Source organism: Thermopolyspora sp. NPDC052614, from assembly GCF_040678635.1.
GTDB lineage: Bacteria > Actinomycetota > Actinomycetes > Streptosporangiales > Streptosporangiaceae > Thermopolyspora.
On record NZ_JBFATZ010000023.1, the window covers coordinates 73,282 to 90,954 of the forward strand.

Below are 17,673 nucleotides of genomic sequence, written 5' to 3' on the forward strand. Positions count from 1 at the left end.
CATTCAACCTAGCTCACCTGGCCAGCAGGATTTTGCCGACGTGACCACCGGAATCCAGCATCCGGTGCGCCCACGCGGCCTCGTCAATGGGTACCCGTTGGTAGATTACCGGCCGTACCGCGCCTGTCTCGACCAGTGGCCAGACGTTTTCCACCACACTGCGTACGATGACGCCCTTTTCGTCCACCGGGCGGGCGCGCAGGCCGGCGGCGTGGATCGAGGCCCGCTTGCTCAGCAGCATGCCGATGTGCAGTTCGCCCTTCGTGCCGCCCTGCATGCCGATGATGATGAGGCGTCCGCCGGTGTTGAGTGTTTCGACGTTTTTGCTGAGGTATTTGGCGCCGACGATGTCGAGGATGACGTCGGCCTTCACCTTCTCGGCGAAGTCCTCCTCGCGATAGTTGATCGCCTCGTCCGCGCCGAGGGCGAGGCAGCGCTCCGCCTTCTCGTACGACCCGACCGTCACCACCGTCCGCGCCCCGAACGCCTTGGCGAGCTGAATCGCCATCGTGCCGATGCCGCTCGCGCCGCCGTGCACCAGCAGCGTCTCGCCGCGCCGCAGCCGGGCCGCCATGAACACCATCGACCACACCGTACACGTGACCTCGGGCAGCGCCGCGGTCTCGACCAGCGGCACCCCCTTCGGCACCGGCATCACCTGCTGCCACGGCACCGCGACCTTCTCGGCGTACCCGCCGCCGGCCAGCAGGGCGCACACCTCGTCGCCGACCTTGAAGCCCTCGACGTTCTCCCCGACCTGCGCGATCACGCCCGAGCACTCCAGCCCCGGCACCTTCGTCGCGCCCGGGGGCGGATTGTAGAACCCTTGACGCTGCAACACATCGGCCCGGTTCACCGCCGACGCCGCGACGTCGATCAGAACCTCGTCAGGTCCGGGCACCGGATCGGGGACCTCCTGCCAGGTCAGCACCTCTGGGCCGCCCGGCTCCGAAATAACGATGGCATGCATGACGACAACGGTAACCGGCGGGCGAAGTGTAGAGTTGGCCGGATTGCGGGTAATGGGAGACGCTAATCTTCTTTGTGTTTGCAACCCCTTTAGCCAATCCGAGGGGGAGACCCGGTGGCACGGCAGAACCGCGACGATCCTGGTTCGCTCGAAGAGCAGCTTGCGTGGCTCGACGCCATCAAGGAGAACGAGGACGTCCCCACCAGCCTGGACACGGTGGGTGAGGAGACCGGGTCGCCGTATCCCAAGGATCCGTGGCTGGCCGTGCCGACGGATCCGTCGCCGACTCCGCCGCCGATGTTCCGGGCGGCGATCGACGCGGTCTACAACCCCACCTCGGTGGCGGTGGCCGACGAGCCCGGCTCGGCGGACACGACCAGGATCGACGATCCTCTCGCCACCCGGCCCGTCAAGCCGCAGCGGTCCGGTTCGGCTGGCGGCACTTCAACCGGTGCTGCTGCTGCTTCATCTTCTTCTTCGGATTCTGGTACGGGTTCCTCCGGCATCGGCTCGACGTCCGGGTCGTCCTCTGTGGATGCGACCGGTTGGGGGGCTTCCAGGGGGAGCGGGCGTTCCGACGACGCGTCCGCCGGATCCTCGCGGGCTGAGAGCACTGGCACGGCGGGGCCTGGCATGTCGCCTTCCGGGCTCGGCCGTACCGACGACACGTTCCTGGAGCCCCTGCCCAAGCCCGCGAAGGCCGATCCACTCGGCCTCGGAGCGTTCGGCGACCGGGCGCGCGACACCGGCGGCCGCTCGACCGGCTCCCTGGGGGCTTTCGACGTCGAGTCGCGTGCATCGTTCCCGTCCGTCCCCTCCGCCGCCTCCGCGCCGGACTCCGAGACGTCCAAGGAGCAGCCGGTACGGGGCTGGCTGGAGCCGGCCGTACCGCCGCCTTCGTCGGCCGTCACGGACGATGACGACGATCTGGAGCAGAAGCGCTTCGAGGCGTTCATGTCGGGCGGCGACGCACGCGACCGGGACACGGCGCCGCGCGTGGACCGCAAGACCCGCAAGCGCGAGACCCCGCCCGAGCCCTCGTACGGCGCGCGCCAGACCGGCCCGTCGAGCGGCACCTCCGACCCGTCATCGCGCCCGGAGCCCCGCACCCCCACCCCGAACCCGCTCACGGACCCGCTGACGGACCCCCTGCCGTCCTCCGCCACGTCGTCCACCGAGACCGATTCGCACCTGCGCGCGCCGGGCGAATCTCGTCTGCGGCCAGGCGCGTCGGGCCTCGACGCCGGGCCGCAGTCGCCGCTGGGTCCTTCCGGCATTTCCGGAACCTCCGGCATGGACAGCGGTCCGCAGCCGCCGCTGAGCATGGGCAGGGGGCCGCAGACGCCCTCACGTACGGACACCGGCCCGAAGGCGTTCCCGCGCGAGGACAAGGGCGCAGAGGACCTTGCGCAGGCGGATGCAGGCACTCAGACGTTCTCACGGCCCGACCTGGCCGCACAGACCTTCCCGCGTACGGACACGGGGCCGCAGGCGTTCCCGCGTACCGACACCGGATCGCAGGCGTTCCCGCAGGCGGACGCGGGCTCTGCGGCCTTCCCCCGCACGGACACCGGCCCCCAGGCGTTTCCGCGTACGGACACCGGCCCTCAGCCGTTCCCGCGCACCGACACCGGCCCTCAGCCGTTCCCGCAGGCGGACGCGGGCTCTGCGGCCTTCCCCCGCACGGACACCGGCCCCCAGGCGGACACAGGGCCTGCGCCGTTCCCGCGTACCGACACCGGCCCCCAGGCATTCCCGCACGCGGACACGGACGCGCAGACGTCCTCGCGCCGGGACACCCAGGCGTCGTCGCGTACGGACCTTGACCCGCTCGCATCGGCCCTCTCCGACAGCGCATCGCCCGCCGCACCCCGTGTCGACCCCGCCGCGTCACCCCGCCCCGAGCCCGTTATGGACCGTTCTGCCGGGGACCGTCCCACCGCGGAACACCGTGCCCAGCATGCCCGCCGCCGCCCGATCCCACAGCAGGCGTTCACCTCGCCCACCCGGCTGCCCGCCGCCACGTCGAAGCCGACCGCCGACAGCCTCGACCCGCAGAACCTGCTGAAGGGCCGCCGCAACGCCCCGGCGAGCGGCTGGCGCCGCCTGGTCTACAAGGCGTCCGCCGGCTGGATCAAGCCGGGCGAGTCCGCCGAGGTACGGCGCCGCCGCGAACTGGTCTCCCGCGCCCGCACCCCCGTCGCCAGCGGCCACCACCGCGTCGCCGTACTGAGCCTGAAGGGCGGCGTCGGCAAGACCACGACCACCGTCGGCCTCGGCGCCACCCTCGCCCAGGTCCGCGGCGACCGCGTCATCGCCGTCGACGCCAACCCCGACCGCGGCACCCTCTCCGACAAGGTCGTCCTGGAGACCTCGGCCACCGTCCGCGACCTGCTCAACGAGCGCGACCAGATCCAGCGCTACGTCGACATCCGCGCCTTCACCTCCCAGGCCCCCTCCCGCCTGGAGATCCTCGCCTCCGACCGCGACCCCTCGGTCTCGGAGGCCTTCAGCGCGACCGACTACCAGACCATCGCCCAAATCCTGGAAAACTTCTACTCCATCTGCATCACCGACTGCGGCACCGGCCTCCTGCACTCCGCCATGTCCGGCGTCCTCGGTATGGCCGACCAGATCGTCCTGGTCAGCTCCCCCTCGGTGGACGGCGCCCGCGCCGCCTCCGCCACCCTCGACTGGCTCGAAGCCCACCACTACGGCGACCTGGTCAAGGCCGCCTCCGTGGTCCTGTGCAGCGTCCGCCCCCGCTCCAAGTCCACGGTCGACCTCGACCGCCTCGAGGCCCACTTCGCCGCCCGCTGCCGCTCGGTCGTCCGCGTCCCCTACGACCCCCACCTCGAAGAAGGCGCCGAAATCGACCTAGACCGCCTCCAACCCGCCACCCTCGACGCCTACCTCCGCCTAGCCGCCGCCGTAGGCGACGGCTTCGCCGGCCCCCAGTACTGACGCACGACGCACCCAAACTCACTCGCGTCCCCACGCACCCCAGTGAGACACTAAAGTGCATCGTGACACCCGTACGGGTGGCCACAAGGAGAGCTCGCCTAGTGGACGATGGCGGCGGTCTTGAAAACCGCTAGGCCGGGTGACCGGTCTCGTGGGTTCGAATCCCACGCTCTCCGCCAATCCCCCTGAAACGGCACCTGACCGGCGAGAACGCTGCGATCGGGTGCCGTTGATCGTTCGGACGCCGGGGTTTCAAATGCGGCAGAAGGCGGCGGTGGCGTCATCGAAAATCTTGCCGCGCGGCCAGCGAGACCCGACCGGGTCCGATCGTTCCGCTGCGCGAACCCGGCTGATCAGCTCCTCCGGGCCGTCCTGAGCCAGGACATCGAGCGCCTGCCGCCAGGTGGCCAGTTCGAACCGGTCGACGAGCCGGGAGGCCCCGTCACTCAGCACGGCCGCGGCAGCCACCCGATCGGCCGGGACGGTCCCAGTCAGGGCCTGCTCGGCGGCGAGGGGGTCGATCGAGGCGACCCAGAAGCCACCGTCGCGGTTGCGGTGCTCGCGCATGGCCTGGATGTACTCGCGGAGCGCCTGAGTGTGCTCGGGAGTGCCGCCAGGCAGGGCGTTCATCGCCGCCCGGTAGCGTGCCCCGATCTGGCCCTCGCGTTCATCGCAGACCACGAGCGGCTCTGTCTCTCTGGCATCCAGGACCAGGACCGAGTCGGCCAGAACCAGCCACTCCAGCTCCCCGGCGGTCTGACGCAGCACGACGACCGTTGCCGAGGGGGAGCCGGGATGAGCCAGATCGCAGGTGGAATCATGGAGAGACGCCACGGTCTTGATGCCCTCGGCGAGGAGTTCGGGCAAGGCGCCGGCGCTTTGCGTCACCGACGCCAGCAGGGTGGAGCCGAGGGTGTGGGAGTACCAGGCCACGCCGTGCGAACAGCCGGAGTCGACTCCCGCCGGGGTACCCGCACCATCCAGGAGAACCACCGCCTGCGGGGTGGCCGCGATGAAGTCCTCATTGGCCCGGCCGGGGTGGGCGGGTTCGCTGGCGAAGGTAACGCGCATGCACTACTCCTCGTGCCGGTACAGCGGACTGGCGAGCTCAACCTTGACCGGTTCCCCGGTCTGCGGGGTCATATTCGACCGCAACCACTGTCGAGAACGGCTGATCGCCCACTTGCCCCACAGCGCCGCGATCGAGTTGGCCAGCAGCTGAACCACTCCCAGCGACCCGTTGGGGCAGATACCCGCGATCGCCAGGAACGTCCCCTTGCCGTCCGGCCGCATCAGCCGCCCCAGATAGGCCGAGTCGGTCGGCTGTTCCGGTTGCAACTGGCTGCCGGAACGATAGACGATGCCGGTGCGCCGTTCGCGAAGCAGCCACCCCTTGTCATCGCGATCCCAGCCGATCACCGGATCGGTCTGGTAGGCGTCGTGCATGGCCTGCCCCTGAGCCGTTCCCGCGCGTACAGCAGCCCGACCAACACCCCTGAGTTCCACAGATCACCGCGGGCGATCATCTCCGGGATCTCTCTGGCCGGGATCCACTCGATCAGGTCCGCCTCGACCTCCCCCGTAGGCTCCCCGACCAGCTCAGCCCCGCGAGCCAGGAACACAATGTGCTCGGAGTCGACCATGCCGACCATCGGCTGAAACGTGATCAGATGCTCGATTTCCCGAACCCGATGACCGGTCTCCTCTTCCACCTCACGGATGGCCGTGTCCCTGGGGTCCTCCCCAACTTCGACCAAGCCGCCAGGCAGCTCCCAACCCCACCGGTCGAAGAGGAACCGATGCCGCCACATCATCAACACGCGGTCCTGATCGTCGACCACGACCGTCATAGCCGCCCGCCCCAGACGCACCGCGTGATGCTCGAACCGCTCACCACCCGGGATCTCGACATCGACCAGCCCCAACCGGACCCACTCGTTGTCATAGATCAGCCGCTCACCACGCACGACCCAACGCGTCCGCTCGCCGTCCCTCACCACACCGCGAAGCTACCGCCCCACACCCCCGCCGTATACGGCTTCCGGCCGAGACCTGCGGCCGTTGCCGAATTACGCCTATAAGATCAAGGGTGGCGCTCCGCGCCGCCTCGCGGCCCTGCGCCCGCTCGGCGGCCGGGCATGCATCCTTGAGCCAGGCCCCTTCCGCCGACGCCTCCGGGCTACGGCCGAGGTCGAAAGCTATTCGACGATTTTGTTAAGTGCGTCCTCGTACGTCTTGGCGTCGGAGGGGGCCATGTCCTTGTCCACGCGCACTACAACGTTTCCCTTGACGTACGTGTACTCAGCGAGCATCGGATTCTTACCGAGCGCCTGAATGTACTCGGCGCGGGCCTCGGCACCACTGGCGTCCTCGAACACCTCAACACTGCCTGCCTTATCGGCCTTGACCCTACTATCGGTGAACTCAGCCTTGCTGAGGTAACCGTTGGGGCGGCCAAGCAACTTGTTCGGGTCGGTGTTCTCGTCGTAGACGGTGCCGAGTTTGGCGGGTACGCCGTTCGCGGCGAGGTCGCCGATGATGGCGGCGGCGTCCTTGTCGGTCGTGGTCCCGCCGCAGGCAGTGAGGAAACCGACCAGTGCAAGCGCGACGGCGGTGTGGGAGTGTCGTCGTAACCAGATCATGAGACCCTACATACACTCTGGATCGATCCAGCACAGCATTGTTGATGCAATTGGTAGCTATCTCCTTCGCCACCGAGTATTACGGTTCACGCCACTGCTGTGCAGCACCAACGCAGAGCAGCACAGTCCTACTAGAGGTCTTCGAAGGCTGTGGTCACGGCGGCTGAAGTCGACGCAGGGCTTGGCGAGGAAGCCGCTGATGAGCTGGGGGCGGTACACCACCTTTTTCAGCCGTATCTTGACCAGCCGGGCGAGCTCGTCGAGCGTCTTTTTTGGCCAGGTTGGTCAGTGGGCACTTCAGATGAGCCTTGACCGCCTCGACCGGGTTGAGTTCGGGGGCGTAGGCGGGCAGCCGGATGATCGTCAGCCACGGGCGGGCGTCGATCAACGCGCGCATCCTGGCGCTGATGTGGGTGTTCAGGTTGTCCCGGCAGACCACGATCGCGCCGCCGAGTCGCTGATGGGCGGCGTCCGGCAAGGCGGCATAGTCGGTCTCACCAAACGACTTGCGGCCTTCACCCAGAAAACGGTCGCCCAATGAAACTCGCTACGACGCGCTGGCCGGGTTCACCCGGCTTTCTGCCGCATGTAACGCTGACTGGCTCTCCGGCGCACCGGGCACTGCGGACAAGGATGGCCTGGGCTCCCATAGCTGCAACGCCCGTCAGATGACCGCGGTGCTTAAGCGGCTGAAGCATCCCGTGCTCGTCATGGTCAGCTACGCCCCTTTGGCAGGAGGTATCAGCCAACTTGGGAAGTCAACCGCTGAGCCTGACGGATTGGAGATGTGTGTAGTGTGCTCGACCAAGTCGCACTGGCGCAGTTGGATATGGTTTCTAAAGGACGACAAGCTCATTTCCATGACGGTTTCGTAGCCTGCGAGAGTTGGCCCCGGATTATCATCGGCGATCGTACTGTGAAGCGGGTTGGCCTCCACTGGTGGGTGATGCTGTGAGGGCCGATGTTCGCTTTGACCTCAGTGGTTCGATTGAGTCTGCCGGTCGTCCGGCGCGGTGGCGCTATGGGCGTGGCCACCGATTTAAGAAGTGTCCACGGCACGGCTTGCCTGCGTATGCCGCGTTGCCCATTAATCGGCAGAAGACGCTCACGCACGAGAATTGGGCCCGGGAGGCCGTACGGCTTCTTGGGACGATGCCATATTCGGTGTGGCGGGTGACTCTCCGGACGACGCGCGACCATGCGATGGCACGGGGCGACCCGGATGTCGATGGACCTGGAGTGGTGGCGCGGCGGGAGGGCTGAGTCGGTCGCGGGGCGGGTCGGCGTGCTGCGGGGCGAGGTGTTCACGAACTTGTGAAACTTTGGGGGATGGTGTGGCCGTCACTCTCATCCCATGGCTTCCCTTACGAGTAAATCTCTCATTCGGGTGGCGGGTGAGCCTGCCGCTCTGGCGGCCTATATCGGCGGACTGACCGTCGGGCTCGCCGCCCTGGTCTGTGCGGTTTCGGTGCATCCGCGCGTGTTCACTGCGGTCATCGAGGGCGATGCCGTCGCCGACCGCCTCGAGCGGCCGTTGATGCTCGACATGGCCGCGGTGGCGTGGTCCATCGCCTGGCCGGTCACTTGCGCGCGGCCGATGCCGCGCGCCTCAGGGGGCGGTGCCGCCAGGCCGGCGGCGTTGGGGGCAAAGACGTGGGCGGCCGAGACGGCCGGTGACCTGGACGGGAGGTGGACATGAGCGAGCAGGGCAGGCCGGTAGACGGCCAGGAAGCCGATGAGGGGCAGGCTGCGCTCGAGGCGCTGCTGTCGTGGCTGGAAGCGCGGTATCCGTCCTTTCTAGGTCCGTCCATCAGCGGGAGGTGGGTGTGATCGGCGGACCGCAGTTCCTGTCGCACATGGCCTACATCGCCTCGCCCAAACGCCTCGCGGAGAACGATCCGGCCGCCGTCGAGTACGACCAGGGGGCGTCCGGCGAGATGCTCGGCGAGTTGGACGACGAGTCGAGCGGCCAATAGCCCTGGACGCGGCGGCGTGAGGCTCCCGGGGAGGGGGATCAGTGGGGGAGGACCCGCCGCCGCGTCCAGCACCACACATCGCCGGTTTGCGCGCGCTTCATTGCCCATCCGTTGTGGGGGGTGACGGCCCGATGGAACGGCGTGTGGTGCGGTTACGCGATGAGGAGGAGCACACTGGTCCGTCAGCATTACCGCTGCGTGCCGCCGTGGATGTTGTAGGCGGCCACCTTGGGCTTCGTCCGGACAACATGCGACGCGAACTGGTCGCCGAAGTCCTCTGGAGCGCGTTGCACGGCATGGTCACTCTGTCGGACGGCGGTCGTATCCCTGCGAACGGGCAGGATGAGCGCCTCGACCTCCTCGTCACGCAACTCGCCGGCATCCCAGCCGACCGGCCACATGCGGAGTGCGGTCAGCTCTCGCCGTCTTCGAGGGGCGGACGACGCCGTTGCCGCCACCACGGCAGGTCGGGCGATGCATGGGGGTCGTGCGCGGTCCGGGCGAGAAAAGCCCGGTCGATGGGGGAGACCAGGCTGAGAAGGTACGGCCGAGCCCAGGGCGGCAAGGTGATGAGCGCGTGTTCGAGTCGTTGGCGTGGCGCGTCTCCGCTGCACTCTGGACATATGCATGCGGGGCCGATCCGGTCGACGGTGCCGGGAAGGACCGCCTGGGTCCAGGCCAACAGTGCCTCGGCCACCGTGCCCGGTCTCATCCGGGTATGCTCCAGCGCGATCACCGCCGTCATGGGGCGGCGTGCGAGGCCGGCAACCTGATGGATCGAAGGTCTGTGAGTCCGGCATATCGATCCGCTTGCGCGAATCATCGAGGGGCGCCTACGCGGCATGGCCCTTTCTGATCATCGTCATGGGGTGATGTTCGCACATCCGCGTGGGGATTTCCGGCTGGCGACAGGGCATGCCGACGCCCTCCTTGAGGTTCGCGTGCGGCGTTCGCCGATCTTTCGGAGTACAGGTCAGAACATGACCGCTATGCCGCCTAGCTTCATCACCGACCGAAGAACCGAGACAACCGGAGGCGGAAGAGCATGAGCGTCAACACCGAGGCCGTCAGGGGCGAGCGCGCCGACTTGCTGGAGACACTGGCCAAGCACCGGAACTTCCTGCGCTACACCACACGTGACCTGACCGACGAGCAGGCCGGGCAGCGGACGACCGTCAGCGAGCTGTGCCTGGGTGGGCTGATCAAGCATGTGGCCGCGACCGAGCGGACCTGGGTGGACTTCATTTTGGAAGGGCCGTCGGCGATGGGCGACTTCGGCTCCATGACCGAGGCGGACTTTGAGCGGCGGGCCGACGAGTTCCGCATGCTGCCCGGTGAGACGCTCGCCGGGGTGCTGGCCGGATACGAGCAGGTGGCTCGCCGTACGGACGAGGTGGTCGCCGGCCTGCCGGACCTGGACGCCGCCCAGCCGCTGCCGAAGGGCCCGTGGTACGAGGACACGTCGTGGTCGGCCCGTCGGGTGGTGCTGCACATCATCGCCGAGACCGCTCAGCACGCCGGTCACGCCGACATCATCCGGGAGTCCTTGGACGGCGCCAAGACCATGGGCTGATCGGCGGCGCGTCACGCGCGTGCTCCGAGGTGGCGGTGGCTCGCCTATCACCTGGGGGCGGGGCGGGCGCGCAAATGGGCGCGTTCGCCCTGGGGGCCGAAGAGGGCGAGGACCTCGGTGGAGTCGGGGGAGACGCTGTCGAACCAGTGGGGGACGCGGGTGTCGAACTCGGCGGCTTCGCCGGGGGTGAGGATGAGGTCGTGTTCGCCGAGGATGAGGCGGAGGCGGCCGCTGAGGACGTACATCCAGTCGTAGCCCTCGTGGGTACGCAGGTCGGGTTCGCATCTGACGTTCGGCGGGATGATCATCTTGACGGCCTGGATGCCGCCGGCTCGCCGGGTCAGGGGGATCAAGGTCATGCCGTTTCTGCTGACCGGGCGCATGTGGACGCGTGGGTCGCCGGTGAGGGGGGCGCCGACGAGTTCGTCCAGGGTCACGGCGTAGACCTTGGCGAGGGGGAGGAGCAGTTCGAGGGTGGGGCGGCGCTCGCCGGACTCCAGGCGGGACAGGGTGCTGATGGAGATGCCGGTGGTGGCGGACAGGTCGGTCAGGGTGATGTCGCGTTGTCGGCGTAGGGCGCGGAGACGGGGGGCCACCACCGCCAAGGCCTTGACCAGATCGTCGTCCATAGTCCGATCGTCTCGCCGGTCGTGCTGGAATGGCAGATGGGTTTGCCGTTTTTAGGTGGTGTGCGTCGGCCCCGGCAGGGCCGTTGGGGCGGCGGGCCGCGAGTCCGAGATCGGTGTATCGGACCCGGGCTTCGGCGGAGGGTTGCGCGATGTCCCGTGTCCGCTACCGCTCGGCGAGGGCCTTGGCCATCTGCTCGACGGCCAGGCGCATGATCGGGCGCGGGGTGGCGAAGTTGAAACGGGCGAAGCCGGTGCCCGCGTCGCCGCAGAGCAGGCCCTCGGTCATGACCACGTCGGCCTTGTCGGCGAAGAACTGCGCGGGGGGCTCGTCCAGGGCGAGGTCGCGGCAGTCGAGCCAGGCCAGGTAGGTGCCCTCCGGTGGGTCGTATCGCACCTGGGGAAGGTGTTCGGCCAGGAGCCGGGACAAGTACGCGCGATTGCCGTCGAGGTACGCGAGCACCTCGTCGAGCCAGGGTTCGCCGCACGAGTACGCGGCGATGGTCGCGGCCAGGCCCAGGTTGGCCGCGGCGTACTCGACGTACCCGCCGACCTGTGACCATTTCTCCAGGTCCGCCTCGTTGGTGAAGATCACCTGGGCGCTCTTCATGCCGGGGAGGTTCCAGGCCTTCGAGGCCGAGGTGGCGGTGATCGTGTGGGCGGCGGCGGTCTCCGAGATCGACGCGTACGGGACGTGCCGGTGACCCGGGTAGGTCAACGGGCCGTGGATCTCGTCGGCGAAGACGCGGCCGTCGTGACGGTGCACGATCTCGGAGATCGCGGTCATCTCGTCGGGGGTGAGCACGCGGCCGATGGGGTTGTGCGGGTTGCACACGACGAGCAGATGGCCGCCGGCGGCGAAGGCGGCGTCCAGCGCGTCCAGGTCGTAGCGCCAACGGCCGTCCGTTTTGAGCATCGGCACCTGGATGATGTCCCTGCCCAGCTCTCCGGGGACCGTCAGGAACGGCATGTACGCCGGGGTCGGCAGGATGACGGGCGAACCCGGGCGGGTGAAGTACTGGATGGCGGCGCTGAACGCGGCGACCACGTCCGGCACCGGGCGGATGGCGGCGGGGGGAACGTCCCACCCGTAGCGGGAGCGGGACCATTGCGCGCAGGACCGCGCCATGCGGTCGATCAATGCCGGCGGCAGGTATCCGAAGGCGCCCACGTCCACGGCGGCGTGCAGCGCCTCGGTGATGGGCGCGGCGGTGCCGAAGTCCATCTCCGCGATGAACGCGCCGATCTTGCCGGGGAAGTTCGACCATTTGACGCTGCCGGCCTCGCGGAGTGCGTCGATCGAAATGTCGTCGAAGCGCGACGTCGTCATGGTCGTCATGGTAGGAGCCCTTTCGCTCTGGCGGCCACCGCGACGCGATGAACCCCTCGGGGGTGAACGGGGCAGCGAACGACAAGCCATCCGATCCCGGTAACCGGGGGCGAACGGCATCGAACTTCCCTGTTGGTGATGCCCCGATCGTTTCGGGTGAATCAGCAGACGGTGGGCATGCCACGGGTTTCCCCGGTGCCGCAACGGCGGTCCTCCGCGCCGGATCCGCTGCGATCGCATGCTTCACGGAGGACTCGCCTGGTACGGCACGCCGGGGCGCCTGCGGACAGAACCGGAGAGGTTTACTAACGGATGATCTATCGGTGAGAGCTGGAAGTGGTGTATACCTCTGGAGGGCGACCGGCTCACGGAGCTGTGCTCATGAATCCGGTCGCGCTGCTGGTGCGTCGAACCGACACGGATGTTGCCCACAAGGGACAGGAGAGGCGTATTGGCCCTGCCTCACTGGATGAGTTCCGCCCCGCTTCCCCCGGCGTGGCCGGTCGACCGCTACAAGGTGCGATGCGAGCTTCCCGCACCCGACTTCGTCACCGTCTGCTGCTACCACTTCGCGGAACACGCGCGGGAGGCGGCGGTACGGCTCCAGCGGGAGGGGCTCGCCCTCGGCGTCCAGGTGGTACGGCTGGCCGACAACGCGGTGCTGTTCGACCTGGCGGCCGGCGTCGAGGTCGCCTTTGAGGAGTGGTGAGAGGCGCCGCTACCCCGGACTTGACGTGACCATCGCCCGCGTCCGGGCAAACCCAAAAACCGTCAACGTGGCGCGGCTCACTTTTTCGGCCCCATTGATCTTAATCCCGGTAATCGGTAGATCTATTTTCCGGCGCGTTCCTCCGACGGTGTAGGAGTTAGCGAAAACTAATCTACAGTTTCGCTTTCCTGGATCTACCCGTCGCCCCTCCGTGTCCGGCCTCAAGCGCGTCCCACCCCGCTTGACCTGGGCTTGGGCCATGTTGTTATCTGTACGTGCAGCGGTTAAACCGCACATCAACGCCGCCCCGTCCGCGCCAGGCGACACTCGCCGGACATTGCGCGTGGGCAAGCCCCGTCACCTACTGAAGCGGCTCGGCTCGGCCTTGTCGTATGGCGGCACGACATCTCTCGCACGGCCACGAGTAGCGCACTTCTTTTACTTATGGCTAACACTGACACGTACAACTACAGCGACGCACTGCTCAAGGTCGCCGAGTCCCAGCTCGGTTACTCCGAGGGCCCCGGCGGGCTGACGAAGTTCGGCCAGTGGTACGAGGCCACCCACGCCAAGGAGCCCGGCTACAGCAACGCCGCCTGGTGTGACATGTTCGTCTCCTGGGCCGCGATGCAGGCCGGCCAGCAGGAGGACGTCGGCCAGAACGCGTGGACCGTTGACCACGCCAAATGGTTCCAGCGCCATAACGCGTGGGGTGACAAGCCCATGCCCGGCGCGGTCGTGTTCTTCGACTGGGGCGGCTCCAAGGACATCGACGCCATCGACCACGTCGGTCTGGTGAAGAGCGTTGTCAACGACCACACGATCAAGACGATCGAGGGCAACATCTCCAACGCGGTCGTCTCCAAGACCCGCACCTCGGACAAGATCGTCGGCTACGGCTACCCCGACGCCGTGCGCAAGATGAACCAGCGGAAGGTCGTCCTCGCGAACAAGAAGAACGGCGCGACGACCGAGAAGGCGGCCACAAAGGCGGCCGAGGCCGGCACCGCCGCGTCCACCGAGACCACGACCTCGACGGGCGCCTCGACCGGCACCGCCATCGAGCACGGATCGAGCGACATCTTCGCGCCGCTGGCGCTGAGCGGCGTGCTGCTGCCCGCGGTCCTCATCGCCGCGCTGGCCAAGAAGCCCGCGGTGCGGGAGCGGCTGACCAAGTGGATCCCGTCGCTCGCCCCGATCCGCCGCGACGACTCGGACTGAGCCCGGCGCGGCCTTCCCCCATCCTTCCCCCACGGACGCGGGCCGGTCAGGCGCACTCCCCCGCGTCGCCCGACCGGCCCGTCACGACGTTCGTCATCCGGAGTTGGTCATCCGGAGTCGGTCATATCCGGATATCTGGACCACCGCCCGCTCGTACGGCCCGCCGTACGGGCGGGTGTCGCGTACACGGACGCACCTACTCGTACGGCTCGGTCGGCTGCGGAACCTTGGTCACGTTGATCGAGGCGATCTCCGGCGGAACCGTCCCGTTCGGAAGTTTGCCGGACTTGGGCGGTATCCAGGTGCCGGTGACCTCCACCCAGGTGTTCTCCGGCGGCGCGGGCGCACCCTTCACGGACACCTTCAGCGCGATCGCGTCGGCCGCGCAGCAGGCCAGTTGCATCCGCGTCACATACCAGGCGTCCTTTTTCTTCGACTGCACCACGAACCCGGTGAGCCGTACCTGCTTGCCGGTGAGACTGTGCTTGCGATCCCCCCAGGCCCGCCCGACGAACTCCCCGATCGGCATCGCGACCGGCGCGTCCCCCTTCAGCGGGGCGTACCCATCGACCACCTCGGGCGGCGGCGGGGGAGGCGCGACATCGTCGCGCGCCGCGGCGAAGGAGCCCAGCGCGGGCGGCGCGATGAGGAAGATGGCGAACACCGGCAGGCACATCAGCCACGCCACCCGAGGCCCCCGCGAGTGATCATGCCCGTGCCCGTCGGCCCGCCCGTCCCCCTCCGCACGCGCCCGCTCCACCTCCGGGACATGCGGCTTACGCCACTCCTGCACCAGGCTGACCACGCCCAGGACGAACACCACCGCCCCGGCCGCGATCAGAAACGGCCGGAACCCCGGCTTCACATAGTTCAGGTACGCCGTCGAGAAGGCCGAGATCCGCAACACCGCGCCACCGAGCAGCAGCAGCACCAGCCCTTGCGACATGCGGTTCACAGCAGCACCCACCCGGTGACGACGCTGACGAGCACCGCCAGCGTGAAGGTCAACGGCACGAACCGGGCCGCGAACGACCGCCCGAACGTGCCCGCCTGCAACGCGATCAACTTCAGATCGACCATCGGCCCGACGACGAGGAACGCGAGCTTGGCCGTCGATGAGAAGGCCGTCAGCGACGCCGCCACGAACGCGTCCGCCTCCGAGCAGATCGACAGCACCACCGCGAGCAGCGCCAGCGCCAGCACCGACAGCCACGAAACCCCGGCCACGGCGGTCAGCCACGTACGCGGCACCACCACGTTCAGCGTCGCCGCGGCGAGTCCGCCCACGACGAGGAACCCGCCGGCGTGCAGCAGATCGTGCCGCATCGCCTCCTGGAAGGCCGCCCACCCGCGCCCGGTCTCCCGGCGCGGAACGCGCAGCCACTCGGCCCGGCCGAACCGCAGCCACAGCCACCCGGCGAGCACGGCCACCACCAGCGAGGCGGCGAACCGCGCCAGCACCATCTCCGGCCGCCCGGGAAAGGCCACCGCCGTCGACACCAGCACGACCGGATTGATCGCCGGAGAGGCGAGCAGGAACGCCAGCGCCGCCGCGGGTGTCACCCCCCGCGCCATCAGCCCCGACGCCACCGGCACCGACGCGCACTCGCATCCGGGCAGCACCGCCCCGGCCGCCCCGGCGACGGGCACGGCCGCGTACGGCCGGCGGGGCAGCGCCCGCGTCCAGAACGACGCCGGCACGAACGCGGTGATCGCCGCCGACAGCAGCACGCCGAACACCAGGAACGGCAGCGCCTGCACGCAGATCGCCACGAAGATCGTCGCCCAGGTCTGCAGCGCGGGCGAGGTCAGATAGGGCGCCAGCAGAAAGCGCCCCACGATGAGCACCCCCACCAAGGCGGCGAAAACCCACGGCAACACCGGAGCCGTAGGTGCCTTGCGCCCCCACGACGAGGGCGGAACGGGACTGTTGGCATCGGCCGACCAGTCGAGCATGGCCCTGTCGGACATGGCCCACATCTTTACAGACCATCGGTCATGTTCTTGTGTGTATGCGGGAAGCCACGCCGATCGGTTCGCGTCAAATTTGGGACAACAACCACTTCGGCCCGGTGACCGACGCCCCCAGCGCGGTCACCCGCTCGCGCAGCCCCCGATCCGCCGTGACCACCACGACCCGCTCGTACGGCCGCGCCTCGCGCACCGCCGCCACGATCGCGTCGTCCCCGCTCCCCGGCGCGGCCACCACGCTCACCTCACCCACCGACTCGACGCCCCGCGCCGCCCCCTCGACCACCATCGTCATCCGCGGAAACCACCGCGCCAGCTCCGGCCCACCGTCCACCGGCCGCCGCAGCCCCTCCCGCGCCAGCCGCCCCACCTCGTCCAGCAGCCGCCGCGTCGCCCCGGCCCGATCCCGCCACCACCCGTGCTCGGCCCGCGCGCCCACGATGTTCGCCGCGTCAAGCACCACGACCGCCGGCGTCAGCGCCTGCCGTACCACCGGCCACGTCTCGGCGAACCCCGGATGCAGCGGCCGCTGCGCGACCTCCTCGACCGGCACCCAGCGAATCTCGACGCTCTCGGCGTTCGGCGTCGCCTCCAGCAGCCGCGCCGCCTCCGCGATCACCGTCTGAAACGCCCACCCACCGTGATCGTCCACGTAGACGCCGGACACCCGCAGCCCGTCCCCGTTCAGCGCCGCCTCCTCACGCGCCTCCCGCAGGGCCCCGCTGATCGCGTCCTCGTGACTGTCGGTCGCCCCGCCCGGCAACCCCCACGTGCCCCCGTGATGGCTCCACACCGCCCGCTTCTGCATCAGCACACGCGCCGTCCCGGCCTCGTCGTGATGAACGGCCAGCAGCCCCGAGGCCCCATGCACCCCCCAGTGCCGATGCCCCCGCCCGCACAGTGCCCACCCATCGCCATCGCTGACCGCCATGTCTCCATCCTGCCTGCTCGCCACCCCCGCGAGCGGCCCGCCCGCGCCTGACCTCCGGAAGCGTGATCACGGCCTTTCCGGTCGTTCGCGCATAGTCTGTACGCCACGCGGCTTCGCGTTCCTAGTCGGGTATGTCGGGATGGTGCCAGGGGAAGACGAAGGGCTTATCAGGGCGATCCCCGGCGATCAGGCGTTCCAGCACCTCGGCCAGGCCGAGGGGAATGACCCATTCCTCCGTGGTACGCAGTTCGGGCAGCGTCCACCATCGGTGGCTCACGATCAGCGACCGTTCGAGTTCCTCCATGCCGGAGGTGTCGATCTCCAGCCTGCCGACCCGGAGGAAAAAGAAGGAGTCGATGGAGTAGAACAGCCGGCCGTCCGTGTGCCGCCAGTGGCCCTCGCTGGTGGCCACGATCGCGCCGAGACGCTCGGGGGAGACCCGGTACCCGGTCTCCTCGTGCAGTTCCCGGGCGGCCGCCCGCACCACGGACTCGTTCTCGCGGACGCCGCCGCCAGGGGTGAACCAGGCGTGGGACGAGTCTTTCGCCAGTCCCAGGCCGCGGTAGAGCAGAATCTGCTCCCGGTCGTCAAGGAGCAGGATGCGCGCGGACGGCCGCAAGGTAACATTCGGCATGGCACGACCATAAGGCGCATGTGACGCGTACCACTGAGGACGTCCCGGCTCGGCCGCCCCACAGGGGACACGCACTGCCGATGGTGCGTCAAGTCCGGAAACCGACCCGAACCGAGACGTCCTGGC

General features: G+C 68.6%; 19 protein-coding genes, 1 tRNA gene and 1 pseudogene. 8 read left to right on the forward strand and 13 right to left on the reverse strand.

The annotated features are described in order from the left end of the window. Positions 1 to 13 precede the first annotated feature (13 nt). The gene (locus tag AB0K60_RS32695) at positions 14 to 970 is read right to left on the reverse strand and encodes an NAD(P)H-quinone oxidoreductase (protein WP_364064024.1); all 957 of its coding nucleotides are present in this window, start codon (positions 968 to 970) and stop codon (positions 14 to 16) included. Positions 971 to 3,004: 2,034 nt separating this feature from the next. Here AB0K60_RS32695 and AB0K60_RS32700 point away from each other — a divergent pair. Next, positions 3,005 to 3,934 (forward strand): annotated as a pseudogene (locus AB0K60_RS32700) (MinD/ParA family protein); the annotation flags it as partial. An 87-nt stretch (positions 3,935 to 4,021) separates the two neighbouring features. After that, positions 4,022 to 4,113 (forward strand) — tRNA-Ser (locus AB0K60_RS32705). A 73-nt stretch (positions 4,114 to 4,186) separates the two neighbouring features. Here the strand turns inward: AB0K60_RS32705 and AB0K60_RS32710 are convergent. The 5 genes from AB0K60_RS32710 to AB0K60_RS32730 form a co-directional block, all read right to left on the reverse strand. Next, positions 4,187 to 5,005: a protein phosphatase 2C domain-containing protein gene (locus tag AB0K60_RS32710; protein ID WP_364064027.1), complete on the reverse strand. Its 819-nt coding sequence runs from the start codon at positions 5,003 to 5,005 to the stop codon at positions 4,187 to 4,189. A 3-nt stretch (positions 5,006 to 5,008) separates the two neighbouring features. Beyond that, a complete protein-coding gene (locus AB0K60_RS32715) occupies positions 5,009 to 5,380 on the reverse strand; it encodes a hypothetical protein (RefSeq protein WP_364064029.1) in 372 nt (123 codons plus the stop codon). Continuing rightward, positions 5,350 to 5,934: an NUDIX hydrolase gene (locus AB0K60_RS32720; protein ID WP_364064032.1), complete on the reverse strand. Its 585-nt coding sequence runs from the start codon at positions 5,932 to 5,934 to the stop codon at positions 5,350 to 5,352. Before AB0K60_RS32720 ends, AB0K60_RS32715 begins: the two co-directional genes overlap by 31 nt. A 198-nt stretch (positions 5,935 to 6,132) precedes the next feature. Further along, entirely contained in the window at positions 6,133 to 6,576 is a 444-nt protein-coding gene (locus AB0K60_RS32725) for a hypothetical protein (RefSeq protein ID WP_364064035.1), read from the reverse strand. A 154-nt stretch (positions 6,577 to 6,730) separates the two neighbouring features. After that, positions 6,731 to 7,114, reverse strand: coding sequence for a transposase (locus tag AB0K60_RS32730; RefSeq protein ID WP_364064038.1), 384 nt, complete (start codon positions 7,112 to 7,114; stop codon positions 6,731 to 6,733). Positions 7,115 to 7,930: 816 nt separating this feature from the next. Here AB0K60_RS32730 and AB0K60_RS32735 point away from each other — a divergent pair. The 3 genes from AB0K60_RS32735 to AB0K60_RS32745 are packed head-to-tail and all read left to right on the forward strand — an operon-like array spanning position 7,931 to position 8,552. Beyond that, complete coding sequence (locus AB0K60_RS32735; protein ID WP_364064040.1) at positions 7,931 to 8,275, forward strand: hypothetical protein; 345 nt, start codon at positions 7,931 to 7,933, stop codon at positions 8,273 to 8,275. Then, entirely contained in the window at positions 8,272 to 8,406 is a 135-nt protein-coding gene (locus tag AB0K60_RS32740; protein WP_364064042.1) for a hypothetical protein, read from the forward strand. Before AB0K60_RS32735 ends, AB0K60_RS32740 begins: the two co-directional genes overlap by 4 nt. After that, the gene (locus AB0K60_RS32745; protein ID WP_364064045.1) at positions 8,403 to 8,552 is read left to right on the forward strand and encodes a hypothetical protein; all 150 of its coding nucleotides are present in this window, start codon (positions 8,403 to 8,405) and stop codon (positions 8,550 to 8,552) included. The genes AB0K60_RS32740 and AB0K60_RS32745 overlap by 4 nt, the downstream gene beginning before the upstream one ends. Before the next feature lie 188 nt (positions 8,553 to 8,740). Here AB0K60_RS32745 and AB0K60_RS32750 read toward each other — a convergent pair whose 3' ends face one another. Continuing rightward, entirely contained in the window at positions 8,741 to 8,953 is a 213-nt protein-coding gene (locus tag AB0K60_RS32750; protein WP_364064047.1) for a hypothetical protein, read from the reverse strand. 644 nt (positions 8,954 to 9,597) lie between these two features. Between AB0K60_RS32750 and AB0K60_RS32755 the strand changes: the two genes are divergently transcribed. After that, positions 9,598 to 10,125 (forward strand): DinB family protein, encoded by a 528-nt coding sequence (locus AB0K60_RS32755; RefSeq protein ID WP_364064049.1) that lies wholly within the window; start codon positions 9,598 to 9,600, stop codon positions 10,123 to 10,125. A gap of 47 nt (positions 10,126 to 10,172) precedes the next feature. Here AB0K60_RS32755 and AB0K60_RS32760 read toward each other — a convergent pair whose 3' ends face one another. Together AB0K60_RS32760 and AB0K60_RS32765 are read right to left on the reverse strand one after the other, a co-directional pair. Continuing rightward, on the reverse strand, positions 10,173 to 10,754 hold the full coding sequence (locus AB0K60_RS32760; RefSeq protein WP_364064052.1) for an XRE family transcriptional regulator: 582 nt from the start codon (positions 10,752 to 10,754) through the stop codon (positions 10,173 to 10,175). Positions 10,755 to 10,917: 163 nt separating this feature from the next. Beyond that, positions 10,918 to 12,081, reverse strand: a complete 1,164-nt coding sequence (locus tag AB0K60_RS32765; RefSeq protein ID WP_364064054.1) for an aminotransferase class I/II-fold pyridoxal phosphate-dependent enzyme — start codon at positions 12,079 to 12,081, stop codon at positions 10,918 to 10,920. A gap of 469 nt (positions 12,082 to 12,550) precedes the next feature. On the opposite strand from AB0K60_RS32765, the gene AB0K60_RS32770 reads away from it, so the two are divergent. Both AB0K60_RS32770 and AB0K60_RS32775 read left to right on the forward strand, forming a co-directional pair. Further along, positions 12,551 to 12,790 (forward strand): hypothetical protein, encoded by a 240-nt coding sequence (locus tag AB0K60_RS32770; protein ID WP_364064057.1) that lies wholly within the window; start codon positions 12,551 to 12,553, stop codon positions 12,788 to 12,790. A gap of 444 nt (positions 12,791 to 13,234) precedes the next feature. Beyond that, positions 13,235 to 14,011, forward strand: a complete 777-nt coding sequence (locus AB0K60_RS32775; RefSeq protein ID WP_364064060.1) for a CHAP domain-containing protein — start codon at positions 13,235 to 13,237, stop codon at positions 14,009 to 14,011. Positions 14,012 to 14,207: 196 nt separating this feature from the next. Here AB0K60_RS32775 and AB0K60_RS32780 read toward each other — a convergent pair whose 3' ends face one another. The 4 genes from AB0K60_RS32780 to AB0K60_RS32795 form a co-directional block, all read right to left on the reverse strand. Further along, a complete protein-coding gene (locus AB0K60_RS32780) occupies positions 14,208 to 14,957 on the reverse strand; it encodes a TIGR03943 family protein (RefSeq protein ID WP_364064063.1) in 750 nt (249 codons plus the stop codon). A gap of 5 nt (positions 14,958 to 14,962) precedes the next feature. After that, on the reverse strand, positions 14,963 to 15,991 hold the full coding sequence (locus AB0K60_RS32785) for a permease (RefSeq protein WP_364064066.1): 1,029 nt from the start codon (positions 15,989 to 15,991) through the stop codon (positions 14,963 to 14,965). Between the two features lie 61 nt (positions 15,992 to 16,052). Next, a complete protein-coding gene (locus AB0K60_RS32790; protein ID WP_364064069.1) occupies positions 16,053 to 16,913 on the reverse strand; it encodes an NUDIX hydrolase in 861 nt (286 codons plus the stop codon). 121 nt (positions 16,914 to 17,034) lie between these two features. Continuing rightward, positions 17,035 to 17,547, reverse strand: coding sequence for an NUDIX domain-containing protein (locus tag AB0K60_RS32795; protein ID WP_364064072.1), 513 nt, complete (start codon positions 17,545 to 17,547; stop codon positions 17,035 to 17,037). Positions 17,548 to 17,673: the final 126 nt, after the last annotated feature.